Genomic DNA, 20144 nt, shown 5'->3' with positions numbered 1-20144 from the left:
TCACCCGGCAGTAAACTGCTTTTTCTCAAAATTCTTCTCCTATGTTTTTCTGTTATTCTGGTAAAATATTCCGATAATAAAAAGCGAGGTATCGTTTGCCATATAAAAACTACGGAGCCTTATACGCTGCCCTCTCGGGTTTATTTTTTGGCCTAATTGGCTATTTTGGTGTAAGCGTCATGAATGCCGGTATTTCTGTTTATACCATGCTATTCTGGCGTTTTTTTATCTCTGGTCTATTCATGGTTTTCCTACTCCTGCCCCGATTTAGAGGCAGTCAACCATACTTTTCATCTAAAGAAACAATTAAGGTAGTATTCGATGGCGCTGCTTTTTATGGCACTTGCTCTATCCTTTATTTCATCGCTACAAAATACATCGGTTCAGGATTAGCCATGGTTATATTTTTTACCTACCCTGCTATAGTCATGTTAATCAATTTTATTTTTTACAAACAAAAAGTTAACAACTATTATTATCTGGCACTGGTTATCATCTTTATTGGCATGGCAGGACTAGTCAACGGCAGTGAATTTCATTTTAACTTTATGGGAATTGGTTTGAGTTTGCTAGCCTCTCTTTTGTATGCACTCTATATAATAAGCAGTAAAAATAGTCCAGTTCCTGCCCTGCTATCTACTTTGCTGGTATCTATTGGTGCCATGTTAATATGCTTATTTGCTGCGCTGGCAGAGCATTCTTTTCTTGTGCCACTAGACTACCATGTTTGGTTTAATATCCTGGGGATTGGTATTATTTGTACCGCTTTGCCTATTGTCTTATTATTAAACGGCTTAAAACATATCAGTGCTGTACAAGCTTCTATTTTGTCAGTTCTGGAACCTGTTTTTGTTGTTATTTTCGGTATTCTCCTTTTAGGAGAAAAAATTAATTTCATTCAGGCAGCCGGAGTAGCTACTCTTCTAACCGGTGCATTGCTTGCTTTGTTAACCCAAAAACAACAGTAAATACTGAAAACCACAAGGCAAATCATACTTGGCTACAATATAAACACCCTGAACGAAGGATCTCCAGCAGATAATACCTGATCTTTGAGGAGAAAGGCTGTTTTTAAATTTTAAACGACTCTGTATTCTGTCATCCCTGCGAAGGCAGGGATCCATCGATCAAAAAAGTTCGTCACTCAAATTAATACACTGAGGGTGCGATTAAAACTGCGGTTGGTGTTATTAATAGTAGCCTGGATGGAGCGCTAGCGAAATCCGGGATCGGAGCTTGATAATAAACCTATACCCCTGGATTTCGCTGACGCTCCATCCAGGTTACGACTCGACTTTCAAGGAAAAACCGCAATTAAAATCGCAGCCATGCACTGAAGATTGTTTCACCCCATTAAGTTAATTTTCCCTATGTTCGTAGATTTGCTGGTAAAGCCACCTTATTCAAGAATAGAAGCATGATATTGTTTTCATCGTTTTGTTGCAAAGTTGGCAGGATAGAATATCCTGAAGCTTAGGATGTGCATTGCACATGGATCCCTGCCTTCGCAGGGATGACAGATTTTTTATCATATCCCTAAAAAGACACTTGACAAAAAATTATTGCCATGGATAATTAACTTTTTTTGAACAGAGAGACTTTATATTTTACAATGTAGAATACAATTGCAATGCAAGAATGAAAAATTTAAAAGAAATTTCTAAAATTCAGAATGATAACGATAAAATAGAGGCACTAACTCAATTTATTAACGATGAGCAGGAACTTTTGAATTCCATGCGCCCCCCAAGATCTAGATCTCTGCCTCTGGATTCAGCAAGCAAAATGATAGATAAGCTAAATAATCCGCACCCAGTTAATCAAAATAATGTAGCAAGACACTTATTCTAAAATTTTTTAAATGAAGCAAATGGCCATGAACGGGTTCCTCCGCTGAGAATAAGGAGAACAGCTCATGGCCGAACTTGGATTCCTATAAGTCCTAAGCGAAAGTCCCCTGCATAAGAGCAATAATTTTGCTGTTTGCTTCCGGAAACTCATAGTCACTCAGCTTATCTAAAGTCACCCACCGTAAATCCAGTTGACCTTCCTGGCAGCTTGCATCTCCGCAATAGCGATTAATGCTGAACACCAGCAGATTGACAGATTTCATTCCGTAACTGTGGCTGATATCCCCTAAAAAACGGTAATCTAGTATGTCAATACCAACTTCTTCCTTGATTTCTCGAATGAGGGCAGTTTCAGGGAGCTCATTTGCTTCGAGCTTTCCCCCTGGAAATTCCCACATGCCTCCATGTGGGGCATCAAGTGGGCGCCGGGTAATTAACACTTCTCCTGCGTCATTAAAAATTACCCCGACAGCTACCTTCACACCAAGCTTCCGTGGCAAGCCTTGTATTTTTTACCCGAGCCACAAGGGCAGGGATCATTGCGCCCTACCTTCTTTTCAGTACGTCTGAACGTTGTATCTCTGCTCTCCTGTTCAGCATCGGTAGCATTGCCTAGCGCCTCTTCATGAATAAATTGCATTTTATAAGCCTGATCCGCACGGCGCTGCTCTTCAACCGCATTAACATCTTCTTCAGTTTGAACTTCAACTGAAGAAAGCAAGCGAATAATGTCGTATTTTAAGTTATCAAGCATCATAGAGAATAAAGTAAACGCTTCGCGCTTATATTCCTGCTTAGGATCTTTCTGAGCATAACCCCGCAGATGAATCCCCTGTCGCAAATGATCCATGGATGCCAAATGTTCTCGCCATTGATTATCCAAAGTTTGCAAAATGACAGATTTTTCAAAACTGGAGAGAACTTCTCTACCGGTTATTTTTTCTTTTTCTTTATATCGCTCGACACAAAGCCTAAGGATTTTTTCGCGAATTTGCTCCGGTTGCAGGCTGTGGTCAGCTTCAACCCAGCTTTGCACATCAGCCTTAACTTTGAAATCATCCTGCAGGGTTTGTGAAAGCCCTGGCAAATTCCATTGGTCTTCCAGGCTCTGAGGTGGAATAAAATTATCGACCAAGGTGTGAATCACGTCTTCTCTCATCGCTTCCACTGCTTCCTGTGGATCATCAACTGCCATGATTGCTGCACGTTGTTTATAAATCACCTTACGCTGCTCATTCGCTACATTATCATAATCAAGCAGCTGCTTCCTTACATCAAAGTGATAGCCTTCCAGTTTGCGTTGAGCATTTTCTATTGCTTTGGTAACTAAATTATGCTCGATAGGCTCGCCGGGTTTCATCCCCAATCGACGCATCATCGATGCCACACGTTCGGAGGCAAAAATTCGCATTAAATTATCATCTAATGATAAATAAAAACGGCTGCTTCCTACATCGCCCTGACGACCTGAACGGCCTCGTAACTGGTTATCAATTCGACGCGATTCATGGCGCTCTGAACCAATAATCCTCAAGCCACCAGCCTGAAGTACTTCTTCATGGCGTTTTTGCCAATCCGCCTTCACTGCTTGACGCTCTATATCCGTTGCATCTTCTGGCAGTTGAGCCAGTTCTGCAGATAAACTCCCTCCTAATACAATATCAGTTCCCCGTCCGGCCATATTGGTAGCAATAGTCACTGCAGCGGGACGACCTGCTTCCGCGATAATCTGCGCTTCCTTTTCATGGAATTTAGCATTCAAAACCTGATGCTTAATGCCTGCTTTTTTCAGTAAATGACTTAATAACTCAGACGACTCAATGGATGCGGTACCAACCAAAACAGGTTGTTTACGAGCTACACACTCCCTTACATCTTCAATAATTGCTTGATATTTATCCTGTTGACTGAGATAAACCAAATCGGGTTGATCTTGACGGCGCATGGGCTTATTGGTTGGCATAACCACAACTTCAAGGTTATAAATTTGCTGGAATTCATAGGCTTCTGTATCAGCGGTTCCTGTCATCCCGGACAATTTATTATATAGCCTGAAGTAATTCTGGAAGGTAATCGACGCCAGTGTCTGATTTTCCTGTTGAATAGCTACTTTTTCTTTTGCTTCTACTGCCTGATGCAATCCTTCTGACCAGCGTCTTCCTGGCATCGTACGGCCGGTATGTTCATCTACAATAACCACCTGATTATCTTTTACAATGTAATCCACATCACGATGGAACATAGCATGGGCTTTTAAAGCGGCGTTGACATGATGCATTAATATAATATTACTGGCGTGATACAGGCTTTCTCCCGGATCCAGCAAATTTTTCTGCACCAGAAGCTCTTCAACATGTTGATGTCCTGATTCAGTAAGGTGTGCCTGTTTTTGTTTCTCATCAATAGTATAGTCGCCGCCATCCCCCTCTTCTTCCTGTTTCTTTAGATGGGGAATTAACTCATTAACTTTGATATATAATTCAGAACTGCCTTCCGCAGCGCCCGATATAATTAACGGAGTACGGGCTTCATCAATTAAAATGGAGTCCACCTCGTCTACAATTGCAAAATTCAAATCACCCTGCACTTTATCTTCCAGGCTAAACGCCATATTGTCACGTAAATAATCAAAACCAAATTCATTGTTGGTTCCATAAACAATATCCGCTTTGTAGGCGGCCTGTTTTTCAGGATGAGGCATGTCAGGGTAAATAACCCCCACTGTCAGACCTAAAAATTCATAGATAGGTTTCATCCATTGGCTATCCCGTTTAGCAAGATAATCATTAACAGTAACAATGTGAACACCACGGCCAGTAAGTGCATTCAGATAGGCAGGAAGGGTTGCTACCAGCGTTTTACCTTCACCGGTACGCATTTCAGCAATGTTTCCCTCATGCAAGACAACGCCGCCAATCAACTGTACATCAAAGTGTCTTAAACCTAATGTACGGAAAGCTACTTCGCGTACTGTTGCAAAAGCTTCCGCCAACAGCTCATCGAGGCTTTCACCTTCAGCCAAACGCGATTTAAAATGCCTGGTCTTATCAGCCAACTCTTTATCAGTGAGTGCCTGCATTTGGGATTCAAAGGCATTGATGGCTTGCACTGTTTTATCCATACGCCGCAAGGTACGTTCATTGCGGCTACCAAACATTTTTTTCATCAGGGTATTTAGCATTGCCTTGATAATCCTCTAGACAGTCGAAGCTTTAAAACTGCTTAATTTACTAGAAATTTCCTAAAAATGCCACGTAAAACCATACACAGCATCGATAAACCAACGGATAGCTGGAAAAAATCTGGCAAAGTAAGTTTCAAAAAAGAACTTAAAGCTCTGAAATTAATTTTTTATACAATAATAATAGTACGATAAACCTTTATAACATGCCCAATTATAGGTCTTTTTATGAACTAAGTCTCTGGAACGATCAATATCGCAGGTAATTTCAAACACGTAGTTTTGACTGTAATGATAACCAGATAAACAAAGATAAGCATTTGCTGTTGGAAGCATGCCTAGCATCAAGAAAACCAAACCTGAAATCCTTTTCAATTTATTATCTCCTTATATCCTGCTTTATTCTATAACAGGTTTAAAAATAAAATAAACAGCACCGAGCAAACATAAGCCAGCCCATAAAAAGTTAAGCGTGACTTTTTGCCCCATATAATACACAGCAAATGGTAAAAAAACACCAAGGGTAATGACTTCCTGAAGAATTTTAAGCTGCGCCAGACTCAAATGAGCCTCACTAAAACCGATACGATTAGCAGGCACCTGTAAAAGATACTCGAAAAAAGCAATCGACCAACTGATGATAATGACGAAAAGGAGCGGTTTGCTGGAGAATTCCTTAAGGTGCGCATACCATGCATAAAGCATAAAGGTATTAGAGCCGATTAGAAGTAGAATGCTGGTTAAGATGCTTCTCATGTAATTCACTAAAGGTTATTGGCAGATAAGATGTTTTCTCTGTTTATTCATTTAATATCAATAAATTTTGTTCCATTTCTTCCAAACTGATTACAGCATCATCCAGTCTGTCTGCCTGTTTGTTCTGCTGTATTTGAATTAAGCGCTCCTTCCAGCGTTTTGAGCCAGGTAGCCCGTGAGCCAAATTCAAAACAGGTTTAAGTAATACACTTAAAGGAACACCCTGCTCAAACTGCAATTGGATATAGCCTATATATTTCTTCAAAATCCTATGGCGAGGAGTAATTGGAATTTCAGGGAAAAAATACTTATGTATCAGGCTTATAGCATAAGGATTTTGACAGGCGAGCCGTCCAAGCATAACGCCATCGACATACTGCATATGTTGATTGATATCCTCGATAGAGTTGATATTACCATTAATAATAACTGGAATAGTTGGCAGCTCCTCCTTGATTCGATAAACATAATCGTAATGCAGGGGGGGAATTGTCCGATTTTGCTTGGGGTTTAATCCATGAAGCCATGCCTTGCGTGCATGGACAATTAGCTTATCACATCCAGCATCAATTAACCGATGAATAAACGCTGAGAAAAATTGATAGCTATCCTGATCATCTATTCCAATTCGTGTTTTTGCAGTCACCGGAATTGAAGCTGTTTTTTTCATTGCGGCAATGCACTCAGCTACTTTTGCAGGCTCAGCCATTAGACAAGCACCAAATCGCCCCGCTTGCACTTTATCACTGGGGCAACCCAGATTTAAATTAACCTCATCAAAGCCCTTCTCTTGCGCTAATTGAGCGCAATTTACTAATCTTTCTTTCTCTGCACCACCAATCTGCAGGGCTAAAGGATGCTCAACTGGGGAGAAAAATAAAGCCCGAGAGGGGTTATTCTCTATCGCACCGGTCGTTTGCATATCAGTATACAAAAGCGCATGCGGCGCGATAAGACGCATCAGTACACGAAAATGAGTATAAGTCCAATCAATCATTGGGGCGATGGACAGTGGGGAAATTAATGCTGCAGATGACAAATTATAAAACTTCCAAAATTCCAGGGTATTCACTCGGGGTTAATTATACACCTGCAACGCATCAATAACCAACTGCAGTTTTGTTTTACCCTGATAAATATTGATATCCAGTTTATAAACAGCATGAACCTGTCTTGCACGATAATTTGGCCATTGCTGTTGATTAATATTAAACGCAATAGCATCAAATATGCCGCCATCAGGATGAGCCAACGATAGCTTCAAATGGTTCTGTCCTACCAAACGTTGATCAATTAATTCAAAAATATTATCAAAGCAAGGTTCTGGGAATTGTTGCCCCCAAGGGCCTGCCTGCTGCAACAACGTTGCTGTTTCCAATGTGAGTTCTTTTGATTGCAAAGAGCCATCCGTCCAGATTTCGCCTTCAAGTTGGGAAACATCAATCTGTCTGGCGACTTCATTGATAAAAGCTTGCCGGAAACTGGCAAACGCTTCAGGGGCGATACTTAAACCAGCTGCCATGGCATGGCCGCCAAATTTGGTAATTAACCCTGGATTGTCTTTATCAACTGCCGCCAGGGCATCCCGTATATTCAAGCCAGTTATTGAACGGGCAGAACCTTTTAACTCGCTGTCACTAACAGCTGCAAAAGCAATAACCGGTCGATGATAACGCTCTTTTAGCCGACCGGCGAGAATGCCAATTACCCCCTGATGCCATGAGGGATCAACCAGGCATAAAGCAGCAGGCAATTGGTGACTGTTTTCCATTTTTTTAGTCAATTGTTCAATCGCCAACATCGCCTGGTCTTTCATTTCTGCTTCGATAACACGCCGCTCCTGATTGAGTTCATCCAAATGGACAGCAAATTTACGTGCTTTCTCTAGATCATCACTTAGCAGGCACTCTATACCAAGCGACATATCATCCAACCTTCCTGCGGCATTTAATCTTGGTCCTACCGCAAAACCCAGATCATTTTCGCGTAAACGCAGGCAATTACGTCCGGATACCTCAATTAAAGCACTAATCCCTGGGCGACAAAGCCCTTGACGAATCCGTGCCAGCCCTTGATTTACCATAATACGATTATTTTGATCCAAAGCAACGACATCGGCTACTGTCCCAAGCGCAACCAAATCAAGAAATTGAGCCATATTCGGTGGTGTTAAACCCTGAGATTCAAACCAGTCGGTATTCATCAGATGTCGTCTCAGCGCAAGCATGACATAGAAGATAACGCCAACGCCGGCAATTGATTTACTAGGGAATAAATCTCCAGCCTGATTGGGGTTAACGATGGCACAGGCTTCAGGCAATATCTCACCAGGTAAATGATGATCCGTAATCAAGACATCAATACCTGCTGTATTTGCAGCATCAACGCCATCTACACTGGCAATTCCATTATCTACGGTAATAATTAAATGAGGCTGCCATTTTTTGGCAATGTCTACGATAGCTGGCGTTAGGCCATAACCAAAGTCAAAACGATTAGGAACTAAAAACTCCACCGACGAAGCGCCCATTAAACGTAAAGCGGAAACTGCCAATGCGGTAGATGTGGCACCATCCGCATCAAAATCACCAACAATCAAAATCCGCTGTTTATCTCTTAAGGCTTGCTCTAACCGGATACAAGCGGTATCAATATCCATTAATGAACCAAAAGGCAAGAGTGCCTGCAGGCTTTTATCCAATTGCGTCTGCGCATCAATACCACGTGCAGCATAGATGCGTTGAAGGATAGGCGGATAATCTAATAATTCAGAGAGTGAAGTAGGTATTTCTCGTTGTTTAATCCGCACGACCTGTTATCTCCATAATCTTGACCACCAATTGATGGCCGGTTTTAAATAAGCGAGATTATTCCAGTACCATTCGACTGCATATTGCTGTGTTTTTTCCTGAAGATTGGCAAGGTCTGCATGCTCGGAATGCTTGATACAAATTAAGCTGTCCTTCCTAAAAACAGAACTGGCAGCCAGACGCTCAACATCAATAAGCACTTTAAGGAAAATCTCATCATCGGTGATTATTTTTTTTGTTGGCAGCTTAAAATGCCCCTCTCCCCAAAACCATAAACCGTTAATAGTTTTCTGCTGAAAACGATTGCTATTCAGGGGATGTGAATTTAAGTACATCTGCAATTCTGTGACCAGTCGTTGCCAAAAGAGTGTTTTATCCAAAGCATTAAGAACGGGCATGGTAGATTGATGTAACATGGCATAGACTGAACGGCTGGAAATCGTTGGCTGATTATCCACTTTTAATAGCCAGGTATACGGATCATGGTAAAGGCAATCCAAACCATAAGGCTTGAGAAATTGAGCTACTTCAGAAAACCATAAACGGGATTCTTTTTCAGTTAGATCAAGTGTCTCATCAACCGCTACAATCATGGCATCATTATGAGTGGCTTCCCAATGAACAGGAGAGGCAATCAACCATTGTCCTTCCAATTGATAATAAAGACGGAATAAATCAGCAAGGGGAGGATTTGATTCATCAAACCCCAGACAAAACAGTGTATTACTATAAAAATCACCCCGACTGACGAGTGGCTCACTATTAGCAGGTCTATTTATTGTCTTGTTTATAACTACCTGCATGACTAAACTGCCTGCAAATAGCCATCTCGTTTAAATAATGTTTTTAAATTACGCAAAGCCTGCCTTATTCGTTGATGATTTTCAATTAAACCAAAACGAACATAACCATCTCCTTGTTGACCAAATCCAATCCCTGGAGATACTGCAACAGAAGCCTCTTGAAGCAAATATTTAGAGAATTCCAGTGACCCCATATGTTTATAAGTAGCAGGGATTGGAGCCCATACAAACATCGTGGCTTTTGGCTTTTCTACATACCAACCCAGCTCTTGCAAACCATCACAGAGAATATTACGCCGTTGTTCATATAAGGCTTTAATTTCGTCAACACAGGCATCAGAACCTTCAAGAGCAGCAATAGCCGCCACCTGAATTGGCGTGAAAGTACCATAATCCAGATAAGATTTGATTCGGGTCAATGCCCCCACCAACTCCTCATTACCGCAGGCAAATCCAACCCTCCAGCCCGGCATGTTATAGGATTTGGAGAGCGAGTACGTTTCAATTGCTATGTCAGTTGCTCCGGGGACTTGTAATATCGAGGGCGCTTTATAATTGTCGAAAACGATATCTGCATAAGCCAAATCGTGAATAATCCAGATACAATGACGCTTGGCCAAATCGACCACCCTTTCAAAAAATTCATACTCTACACAATGCGTGCTGGGGTTGGCAGGGAAATTAATAACCAGCGCCTTGGGTCTTGGCCAGGTTTGCTCAATAGCAGTTTCGACCGCTTGCAGAAATTGGTTTTCATCGATCAAAGGAATTTGCTTTACATTGGCACCCGCAATAATAAACCCATAAGTATGAATCGGATAGGCAGGATCAGGAACAAGCACTGTGTCACCGGGACCGCTGATAGCCAAGGCAAGATGTGCCAAGCCTTCTTTCGATCCGATGGTTGCAAGAATTTGTTTTTCACTGTCGAGGATTACATCATAATTTCGCTTATACCAGTTAGCCATCGCACGACGCAAACGGGGGATCCCTTTCGACATGGAATAACGATGGGTATCAGGACGTTGGACTGTTTCAACCAGTTTATCAACTATATGTTGAGGGGTAGGCTGATCGGGGTTCCCCATCCCAAAGTCAATAATATCCTCGCCTCGCGCTCGCGCCTCAGATTTGAGCTGAGCTAATGTATTGAATACATAAGGCGGCAAGCGCTTGATACGTGGAAATTGACTCATGTTTTTCCCCCTGTGGTATACTGAAGAAACGAGTATAAATTATTACCCTGTTAAACACCATGCATATTAATCTGGAAGCGAGTGACCGACATACTATTCAGGCTTATAATGAAAACGAAGTCAAAATTAATTCGCTCGTCTATCAAAATAGTTTGATTGTCAGTAATCAGGAAATTATTACTGACTGGCCAGTCAGCACCATTCATGATCTTAATCATGAATCACTACTTTTCTTGTTGAAATATCAGCCCAGGATTATCTTGCTCGGTCATAAAACCCGGGAGTATTTTGCTCCTATGCCTGTTGTACAATCGCTCGCCAGGCAACAAATAGCCCTTGAAGTGATGTCCATTGGAGCAGCCTGCCGGACGTTTAATGTTCTCTTAAGTGAACAACGTGAGGTTGTTTTGGGGATCATCCTGTAAATAATTAATCATCCCTCGTCAAGATTGAATTTTCGGGTTGGCATCTGGATTACGTTCAGATTTACGGCTACGTGCCGCGGCTTGTCCCGCGGCATCCAGTAGATGGTCAAATTAAAAACTGCGCTATATAATTCATTGATTAATGAGAGCGAACTCATAATATAATGGTTCTAACATCAGGTATAAACAGGCAAATTAATGGCCATATTCAAATCACTCGTTCAAGAGCCTAGAAGATTTGATAAATTAAAGCTGGATGCCGCGGACAAGCCGTGGCACGTCGGGCTTTAAGGCTGTCAAGCAAAACTTAAGGCTAATTGAAAGCAAGCCGCGGCACGTAGCCGGAAGGTGAATTATCAACAGACTCTAATATTGATTTCCCTGGCATCAGACAGGCCATGATCATCAACAACCCTCACAATGAATTTTCCTGATTTTGCTGTCCATAACAACGGTCTGTCAGGAGGAGTTTTGGCTAAGAAGCTGTCATTAATAAACCAATAGAGCGTCGTTACATCAGCATCGGCTACTGCCATTAATGGAATTCTTGTTTTTTGAGGCGCATCAACAGGGATAATATAACTTAACTCACTTTGAGGAGAGGTAATCTGCGGCGTTAAAGCGCCATTGCCAATTGCTGTGCAGCCCTTTTCATAGGGAGGTGGAACACGCCGTTGGATACCAGCCTTTTTAAAAATTCCAAGCAAATCAGTTGTCCAGAATTCATACACTTCAAAACGGGTATTGTTATCAAAATGACAAGTCCGCAGACCAGTATTTTTATTAATGGCTATTTCGCGATATATAGTATCGCTTTTGATAGGTGATTTACCTGGAATAAACCAGGTCATTTCTCTATCCTGACAGTAACGTGTTGGTAGCATTCCTGAGCTTTTGCAAACCTCAACCTGCCGTAAATTAAGGGATTCTGAAGGCGGAGTAATAACTGGCAACGCTCCCTTCGCCTGCTTGATAGCACCAATTAATTCAAAAAACAAAGGAGCAGCTATATCTTTGCCGACAAAAGCCCGATTTGCTTTATTATTAAAATTACCAATCCATACCGCTAAAACGTAGGGACCAAAAGAACCTATAGACCAGGCATCCCGATAACCGGAGGAAGTTCCTGTTTTCCATGCCACGTAAAATGGTTGAACTCCTCGGTCAAGAAAATCAATGTCGGGTCGTGATGTATGTTTAAGACAATCCAACACCAGAAAACTTGCCTCGGGGCTTAATAAACGTCTTCCTTCTTCAAAAGGTGCATCTTTACGCAGACGTAATGGATGCCACATCCCTCCATTAACCAGCATGGCGTATAAAGTTGTTAACTCTTGCATGCTAAGCTCAGCCCCACCTAGTGCCAATGCTAATCCATAATAAGACTCTGGCTTCAGATGACTAATCTGGGCTTTTTCAAGTAATTGGTATAAATTGGGCTCTGTCAGCTGGTTAGCAAGATCGATAGCAGGAATATTACGGCTCAGAATTAAGGCATCTTTTGCTTTGACAGGTCCCATAAAATCATAATCAAAATTTTCAGGGTTATAACTGCCAAAACGATGAGGCACATCTTTTAAAACAGTACCTGGATGAATCAATCCCTGATCAAATGCCAAACCATAAATAAAAGGCTTTAAGGTAGAACCAGGTGAACGTTTTGCCTCAGTTCCATTGATTTGTCCTTCAATCTCCTGATTGAAAAAATGAGCCGATCCGATAAGGCTCTTTACACTCATATCACGGGTATCAACTAAAAGAACGGCTGCATTATTAACCCCTCTATCCCTTTTTCGAGCAATATAATTTCTCGTCACTCGAGAAAGTACATCCTGCAGGCGAATATCTATTGTAGTCGTTATATTTCGGGATTTGGATGACTGTTCCTCCAATACTGAATTGACCAAATGTGGAGCAGCAAAGGGCAGGTCACGAGAGGTACGCATTTGTAAAGGTAAATTGATTGCTGCTTCTTTATTTTTATCCTCCGGATGCTCTTTTAACCACCGTACAAACAATCTGCTCCTTATTTTTTTGAGGTCATCATTGCCCGGAATACGTTTGGCAGGATTTTGAGGAATCACACTTAAAAGAAGGGCTTCTGGCAAGTTAATCTTCCCTGCCTGTTTATTAAAATAGGTTAAGCTCGCAGCACCAACTCCTTCAATATTACTTCCATATGGCGCAAAATTTAAATAAGCTTCTAAAATTTGTTTTTTACTGTAGTGCATTTCCAACTGCAAAGCGTAAATGATTTGCCAGATTTTCCCGGATAATGTTTTGGAATTGATCCTGTAGCGAATGCGTGCCACCTGCATGGTGATCGTTGAAGCCCCTATCCGTCGTGATTTTTTGACATAAGTTTGCCAACCAGCCTTAACTATTGCCAAAGGGTTAACGCCGTAATGTTTATAAAAATATTGATCTTCCTGTAATAAAGTCGCTGAAATCAATTGCGGTGATATTTGAGATAATGGGGTAAACAAACGGTATTTTTCATCATCGCTGAGCGTCAATCTTAACAGGTGAGCATTCTCATCATACACAGCAGTTGAAAAACTAATACCGCTTAGTAACGGCGGCTTTGGAAGAAGAAATAACAACAGCCATCCACTGGCAAAAAAAAGAACCAGAATGGCAACAAGTCGCTTTAAAAGTTTTCTCATGATCGCTAATATAGAGCCTTTATGGCAGGCTTATAGAAAGTTACTCTATGACCACATCCGATCCATGTCAAGGCTAACCCGGATAAAATATGAGCAAAAAACCAATTTACTCCACCATTAGCGCTTTTTTTATCCTGCTATTTGGACGCCTTAACTGGACAAGTCCCCCTTGGACAGTCTGGGTTCGTCGTCAAGCTATTACCAGACCAGGAATGTTTTGGTCAAGTATTGCCGGTTTTCTATTGTTCTCTACTGCCATTGGATATAGCTATTACTGGTATAAAAACCTCCCTAAACCTCAACTGATAACAGCCCTTATTAGCGCACCCAAACCGAGCCTTGTTGAAGACGATAAACTGAAGCCCGAGCCCCTTATTATTAATTTTGGAATTAGCCAGCCTCAAGCGAATCCTGAAAATAACTTTACACCTAAATCAGTTGCACCCTTAAACCAAATTGGTCAGGAGGTTCATAAAGGAGTAACAATCACCCCTTCTATAGAAGGTAAATGGGTATGGGACAATGATAGCCGCTTAATCTTCACTCCAGCAACAGATTGGCCTGCGGGACAATCTTATAATATTCATTTTGAGAAAAATTTTTTTGTATCTGATGCAATAATGGAGGGTCATACTTACTCTTTTTCAACCCAACCTTTTGAAGCAAAAATTACTGAATTTAAATTTTATCAGGATCCGGTTAATGCAAAACACCGAGAAGCGATTGCAACTATCAGCTTTAATTTTCCTGTGGATCCCGGCAGTCTTGAAAACAAAACGTCTTTGTCATTGCAAAGCATTGAAGCCAAGACAGGCGTTAAAGCACAGCCTTTTAAATTTAATCTGACTTATGATCAAAATAAGCGTATAGCCTACCTTCATTCTGAACCACTTTCCTTATTAGAAGTGCCTCGTTACCTGGTTATAACACTAAATGAAGGCATCAAAGCATCAACAGGCCCCGGTAAAACAAGCACTAAAATAACAAAAAATCTCTTTATCCCTGACATTGCAAATTACTTTAAAGTTACTACAGCTACCGCTTCAATTGTCCGTAATGAACAGGATAGACCAGAACAAGTGTTAGCCTTGGAAACCACGCTTGGCGTTACAGAGGCGCAGCTTAAGAAATCGCTTCATGTTTATTTATTGCCACAAAATTATCCGGCAACCACCTATGAGAGTGAAAAAAAGAATTACGATTGGCAAAACCCTGGAGAGGTTACAGCAAATATATTAACACTTGCGACCCCTCTTCCATTACAAGCAATTCCGGCTGACCGTAATTATGCGACGTTGCATAGTTATAAATTTACGGCGCAGACCCCGCGTTATATTTACCTGAAACTAGATAAAGGAATGCGTGGATTTGGGGACTTTATTTTAAGTAATGATTATGCCGCAATTATAAAAGTGCCGGAATATCCTAAAGAAATCAGTTTTATTCATAAAGGGGCATTGCTCGCTTTAAGCGGTGAAAAAAAATTATCGGTTCTTGTACAGGGATTGGCTGCGGTAAAGTTTGATTTCGCTCGCATTTTACCCGCAAATATAAATCACTTAGTCACTCAGACTCAAGGAGATTTCAATAATCCTTACTTTATAAACCAGAGTTTCAACGAGCAGAATATCAGCCAGATATTCTCTGAAGTACAGCAATTTGCTGCTTCTGACTTTACCAGGCCGCAGTATACCGCACTTGATTTTGCTAAATATTTATCTGCTGCAACCAATACCGGAGGACCACAAGGTTTATTTTTACTACAGGCCAGAGGCTGGGATATCGAGAATAATCTTCCTTTAGAGGATATTAAAGCAAATCGATTAATTTTAATCACTGATTTAGGCATGATTGTTAAGGATAATCGTAACGGCAGTCATGATGTATTTGTGCAATCAATCACCAAGGGCACTCCAGTACCCCATGTTAAGGTAACTGTCCTGGGAAAAAATGGCCTCCCACTCTTAACTTACGCCACAGACGAACAAGGGCATGCCAGTTTTCCTTCATTAAGTGACTTTGTCGACGAGCGTGAGCCTGTTGTTTACCTGGCAAATCTTAATGATGATGTATCCTTTATTCCTTACAATAATTTTAACCGGCAGTTAAACTACTCCCGCTATGATGTGGGGGGTCTATACACAAATCCAGAGCAGTATAGTTTAAGTGCTTATCTTTTTTCTGATAGAGGACTCTATCGCCCTGGTGACTTGGTACATCTTGGTGCGATTATCAAGCAAGCCTACCTCCAGCCCCAGACTCCAGGGTTAATGGTTGAAGCAACAGTGACTGATCCTCGCGGGACCACTATTGAAGATCATAAATTCACTCTGGATGCTACAGGTTATCTGAGTTTTGATTTTCAAACCAATCCCGATTCACCAACCGGCCAATATTTTGTTAACCTGTACCTTGTCAAAGATAAACACCCTGAGAGTTTCTTAGGCTCAACCTCCATACGCGTTGCTGAGTTTCAGCCCGATCGAATGCGGATTAAATCAAATTTTTCTCAAGGACCTGCAGAAGGTTGGATTTCACCAGCTAACCTTCATGCAAATATTCAATTGTGGAATTTATATGGCGCACCTGCTGCCAATCGACGAGTGGGTGGAAAAATTCTGCTTGCGCCCCAACGTGTCGAATTTAATAAATATCCTGATTATATTTTTGCTGACCCGCTGACTTCCTCCGACAAGCCAGCCAAGGTGTTTAGTGATACCCTGGCTGATGTCAAAACTAATGAACAAGGAGAAGCCACCTTCGATTTAAATCTTGAGCGTTTCGATAAAGCAACCTATCGTCTCACTTTCTTTGCTGAAGGTTTTGAAGCAGAAAGCGGACGCAGTGTAATGACTCAATCAACTGCATTGGTCAGTCCTCTACCCTATTTTATAGGTTACAAGCCAAACGGTGATTTAAACTATGTAAAACAAAATAGCCAGCGAAATGTGAATTTTATCGCGGTTAACCCACAACTAAACCAACAAACAGTAGCGGATTTAAGATTACAGCTACTTTCTTTACACCCCATAACGACATTGGTTAAAAAACCAAATGGCACCTATGAATATCAATCGGTAATTCAAACAACAGTAATTAATACTCAACCCTTTAATGTTAACGAGCAAGGAACTGATTTTGCATTACCTACTCAGCAAATTGGTGATTTCTCAGTTAAAATTTTAGATCAAAACAATACGGAGTTAAGCCAGTTTAAATTTAGTATTGTGGGGGATAGTCAACAGCCTCTCGCCCACAATGCTGAGTTGAATATAAAATTAAACAAGATTGAATATCATGCTGGCGATGATATCGAGTTGCAAATTACAGCCCCCTATACTGGCTCAGGATTAATCACCATCGAACGTGACAAACTCTATTCAGTCCAATGGTTTAAAACCAGTGCTACCAGTTCCACACAGCGAATTCATATTCCTGAAGATTTTCAAGGCAATGGTTATGTCAACGTGACATTTGTTCGTGACTGGAGTTCACCGGACATTTTCATCAGCCCGCTAAGCTACAGCATCGCTGCGTTTAAAGTGGATGATGAGAAGCATAACATTAATATCAATTTAAACACCGCCAGTTTAGCCCATCCCGGAGAACCCTTCTCCATTGAATACAGTAGCGATAAACCAGGAAAAATCATTATCTTTGCAGTCGATGAAGGAATATTGCAAGTCGCTAATTATGCAGCCCCTGATCCACTTGCTTTTTTCTTCCAGAAAAAAGCCCTGGAGGTGTTAACACAACAAACTGTTGATCAGATTTTGCCGCAGTTTATCAGAGAAAGAGAGCTTTCCGCTGTGGGTGGAGACGGAGGGGAAGCCTTATTGTCGAAACATCTTAATCCCTTTAAACGAAAAACTGATTTACCAGTAGCTTATTGGTCTGGTATTGTTGATACCGACTCAACTCCGCGCCAGTTAGTTTATAATATTCCCGATTATTTTAATGGGACATTAAAAGTGATGGCTGTTGCCGTAGCTGATAATGCGGTAGGGTCGAGGGATAAAAAATCCGAGATTCGCGGTAATTTTGTAATCAATCCCAATGTTCCTACCTTCATTGCGCCTGGTGATATATTTGAAATATCAGCCAGTATTGCTAATAACGTAACTGGCTCTGGTACTGATGCAAAAATCGCTGTTCAGCTTAATGTGACACCTGATCTGGAGATCATTGGATCTGCCAATGAATCGTTAACTATCAGTGAAGGACAGGAGAAGACTGTCCGGTTTAAATTAAAAGCCAACGCTTCTTTAGGATCAGCCAAGGTTACAATCATTGCGAATACTGAAGAAAAATCCAGTACCATGGACACAACGCTTAGTATTCGCCCTGCAACAACTTATATAACATCAATCACTAGCGGCAGTAGTAACGCCAGTAAAACATTGCCTATCGAACGTAGATTGTATCCTGACTATCGGAAAGTAGATGCTTCTATCTCCTCAAGTCCGCTTATTTTGCTGCCCGGTTTACAGCGATATCTTGAGAATTTTCCTTATGGCTGTACTGAGCAGCTAACCAGCAAAGCATTGCCATTATTAGCCATGAGCAGACAACCCTGGTTTGCCAATGAACAACCGCAAATTAATGAAAAAATTCTAACGACTATTAGACTCATCGGACAGCGCCAAATGTCAAACGGTAGCTTTAGTTATTGGCCAGGGACTGGTGATAGCTATAGTAATAATTTCGCTTCTGTTTATGCCATGCAATTTTTAACAGAGGCAAAAATGCAAGGTTATAATGTACCTGGCGAAATGTTTAGTCTGGGACTTGGTTACCTTCGAGACTTGTCTGCGCAAAACCCGACTTCATTAGAAGCTGCTCGAATCCAGGCCTATGCTATTTATATTCTGACGCGAAACGAAATTGTTACTACCAATTATCTGACTAACCTACAATTATATTTAGAAAATCACTTTCCAAAATCCTGGCAACAAGACATTGCAGGCGCCTATATTGCCGCAACTTATCAACTATTAAAAAGTGACAGGGTTGCCAATCAATTAATCAGGCAATATAAAATACGCAGCAAAGATCAAGTTTCGATGAATTTTTATGATAACAATAGTGCCAATGCGCAATATTTATATTTAATTGCACGCCATTTTCCTGATTATTTGCCAACCGTTGGTCCTTCGCTAGTAATGCAATTAATATCGGCCATCAATACTGAGCAAATGAATACCATTTTTTCCGGTTACATTAGCTTGGCGCTGGGTGCCTATGGAGAGGTAACACCGATGGATAAAGCAAAAGGTTTCTCAATCAGTGAGCTACTTGCTGATAACAGTCAAAAATTACTGGCAACGTTCGATAACGCTTACGGAAAAGTAAGTATTGATGAGGAGGCCAGACAAATCACTTACGATAATCTCAATAAGCAAACGTATTTTTATCAATTAATTGAGGCAGGCTTTGATAAAGAACTGCCTGAAAAAGAAATAAAACAAGGTTTGACAATCTATCGTGAGTATCGTGATAGTCAAGGCAATAAGATTAAGGCTATCCCTCTTGGCAGTGAAGTTGAAGTTCATATTCAGGTACGGTCGTTGGACGATCTTTACCTTGATAATGTGGCTATTGTTGATTTATTACCTGGCGGATTTGAAGTAGTACAGGATTCAGTGAGTGCTGAGAGTATCGATTACGTGGATATACGGGAAGATCGCATTGTATTTTTTACCAGCATTGAACCAAGGGTCAGACAACTTCATTATCGGATAAAAGCAACTAATATCGGAGAATATACGGTGCCGCCAATTTTTGCTGAGTCCATGTACAATCCTGACTTGAAAGCAAGTAGTACAGCAGGTGTAATTGAAGTTACCTCCGTATTGACTCAATAGATATTAGATTCTGTGCACTTATCTACTATCTTGGCCAAAAAGCCTCGATTTTCTGCGCTCCGATGCTCACATACTTCTATGTATGCTCCGCTTCGATGCTCGCCAATCAAGGCTTTTTAATTCAAGCTAGCGATAAGTGCACAGAACCTAGAACTACAGTTGTAATTTAAGGAGTGAAGCCCAATTTGTTAAATTACGACTATAGCAGGGTAAACGCATCTACTCTTTGAACATAAATTTGCTTCATCTTGCCTACTTGCCGTGCTTTATGCACGGTATCCATATGATTTGTACCAAAGCAAGCACATAGATTATATGCATAAAGATTGGAGCGCAGACATTTTGGTTATATATCTTTCTTTTAGATGCGTTTACCCTGCGACTGTAGTATCTACACGATATGGATTAGTATTAAAGGTTACTGGGAATCGTCTTTTGTTCACCAGTCAAGTCTTCTAGATTAAGTTTTTTAGTCGGATATCCTTAAACCCAATTTACTTCAAGAATGCTTGGACTTAGGCATCTTCGGGGAAAATAAGGATATGAGTGCAAATGGATCACTTCACTTTTAAATAACCCTAAAAATAATTGTA

General features: G+C 41.0%; 12 protein-coding genes. 4 read left to right on the top strand and 8 right to left on the bottom strand.

Annotated features, from left to right (window positions below):
* Positions 1–95: 95 nt before the first annotated feature.
* A complete protein-coding gene (locus E1O65_RS07575; RefSeq protein WP_242601559.1) occupies positions 96–968 on the top strand; it encodes a DMT family transporter in 873 nt (290 codons plus the stop codon).
* A gap of 670 nt (positions 969–1638) precedes the next feature.
* Positions 1639–1851, top strand: coding sequence for a hypothetical protein (locus tag E1O65_RS07570; RefSeq protein ID WP_133132996.1), 213 nt, complete (start codon positions 1639–1641; stop codon positions 1849–1851).
* 91 nt (positions 1852–1942) lie between these two features.
* Here E1O65_RS07570 and mutT read toward each other — a convergent pair whose 3' ends face one another.
* From mutT to alaC, 7 genes are all read right to left on the bottom strand, one after another.
* Entirely contained in the window at positions 1943–2332 is a 390-nt protein-coding gene (gene mutT, locus E1O65_RS07565; protein ID WP_133132995.1) for an 8-oxo-dGTP diphosphatase MutT, read from the bottom strand.
* Positions 2329–5031 (bottom strand): preprotein translocase subunit SecA, encoded by a 2703-nt coding sequence (gene secA, locus E1O65_RS07560; protein ID WP_133132994.1) that lies wholly within the window; start codon positions 5029–5031, stop codon positions 2329–2331. The genes mutT and secA overlap by 4 nt, the downstream gene beginning before the upstream one ends.
* 399 nt (positions 5032–5430) lie before the next feature.
* Positions 5431–5787, bottom strand: a complete 357-nt coding sequence (locus E1O65_RS07555) for a DMT family protein (RefSeq protein ID WP_133132993.1) — start codon at positions 5785–5787, stop codon at positions 5431–5433.
* 43 nt (positions 5788–5830) lie between these two features.
* A complete protein-coding gene (gene dusA, locus E1O65_RS07550) occupies positions 5831–6826 on the bottom strand; it encodes a tRNA dihydrouridine(20/20a) synthase DusA (protein WP_278043645.1) in 996 nt (331 codons plus the stop codon).
* A gap of 39 nt (positions 6827–6865) precedes the next feature.
* Entirely contained in the window at positions 6866–8596 is a 1731-nt protein-coding gene (gene recJ, locus E1O65_RS07545; RefSeq protein WP_133132992.1) for a single-stranded-DNA-specific exonuclease RecJ, read from the bottom strand.
* Positions 8597–8602: 6 nt separating this feature from the next.
* On the bottom strand, positions 8603–9400 hold the full coding sequence (locus E1O65_RS07540; RefSeq protein WP_133132991.1) for a hypothetical protein: 798 nt from the start codon (positions 9398–9400) through the stop codon (positions 8603–8605).
* 2 nt (positions 9401–9402) lie between these two features.
* On the bottom strand, positions 9403–10596 hold the full coding sequence (gene alaC, locus E1O65_RS07535; protein ID WP_133132990.1) for an alanine transaminase: 1194 nt from the start codon (positions 10594–10596) through the stop codon (positions 9403–9405).
* A gap of 59 nt (positions 10597–10655) precedes the next feature.
* Here alaC and E1O65_RS07530 point away from each other — a divergent pair, with 59 nt between their 5' ends.
* The gene (locus tag E1O65_RS07530; RefSeq protein ID WP_133132989.1) at positions 10656–11021 is read left to right on the top strand and encodes an MTH938/NDUFAF3 family protein; all 366 of its coding nucleotides are present in this window, start codon (positions 10656–10658) and stop codon (positions 11019–11021) included.
* A 356-nt stretch (positions 11022–11377) separates the two neighbouring features.
* Here the strand turns inward: E1O65_RS07530 and pbpC are convergent, their stop codons facing one another.
* Positions 11378–13687 (bottom strand): penicillin-binding protein 1C, encoded by a 2310-nt coding sequence (pbpC, locus tag E1O65_RS07525; RefSeq protein ID WP_133132988.1) that lies wholly within the window; start codon positions 13685–13687, stop codon positions 11378–11380.
* Between the two features lie 89 nt (positions 13688–13776).
* Here pbpC and E1O65_RS07520 point away from each other — a divergent pair, with 89 nt between their 5' ends.
* Positions 13777–19551 carry an alpha-2-macroglobulin gene (locus E1O65_RS07520; protein WP_133132987.1) on the top strand — a complete coding sequence of 1925 codons (5775 nt, stop codon included), beginning with the start codon at positions 13777–13779 and terminating at the stop codon, positions 19549–19551.
* Positions 19552–20144 lie beyond the last annotated feature (593 nt).

Source organism: Legionella sp. W10-070 (assembly GCF_900640175.1).
Classification (GTDB): Bacteria; Pseudomonadota; Gammaproteobacteria; order Legionellales; family Legionellaceae; genus Tatlockia.
The sequence above is the reverse complement of the archived record's forward strand: the minus strand, read 5'-3'. Positions and strand labels throughout refer to the sequence as shown.

Coding starts and splice junctions, on each gene's coding strand:
- E1O65_RS07570 (WP_133132996.1), top strand. CDS start 1,639: ATGAAAAATTTAAAAGAAATTTCTAAAATTCAGAATGATAACGATAAA.
- secA (WP_133132994.1), bottom strand. CDS start 5,031: ATGCTAAATACCCTGATGAAAAAAATGTTTGGTAGCCGCAATGAACGT.
- E1O65_RS07555 (WP_133132993.1), bottom strand. CDS start 5,787: ATGAGAAGCATCTTAACCAGCATTCTACTTCTAATCGGCTCTAATACC.
- E1O65_RS07540 (WP_133132991.1), bottom strand. CDS start 9,400: ATGCAGGTAGTTATAAACAAGACAATAAATAGACCTGCTAATAGTGAG.
- alaC (WP_133132990.1), bottom strand. CDS start 10,596: ATGAGTCAATTTCCACGTATCAAGCGCTTGCCGCCTTATGTATTCAAT.
- E1O65_RS07530 (WP_133132989.1), top strand. CDS start 10,656: ATGCATATTAATCTGGAAGCGAGTGACCGACATACTATTCAGGCTTAT.
- pbpC (WP_133132988.1), bottom strand. CDS start 13,687: ATGAGAAAACTTTTAAAGCGACTTGTTGCCATTCTGGTTCTTTTTTTT.
- E1O65_RS07520 (WP_133132987.1), top strand. CDS start 13,777: ATGAGCAAAAAACCAATTTACTCCACCATTAGCGCTTTTTTTATCCTG.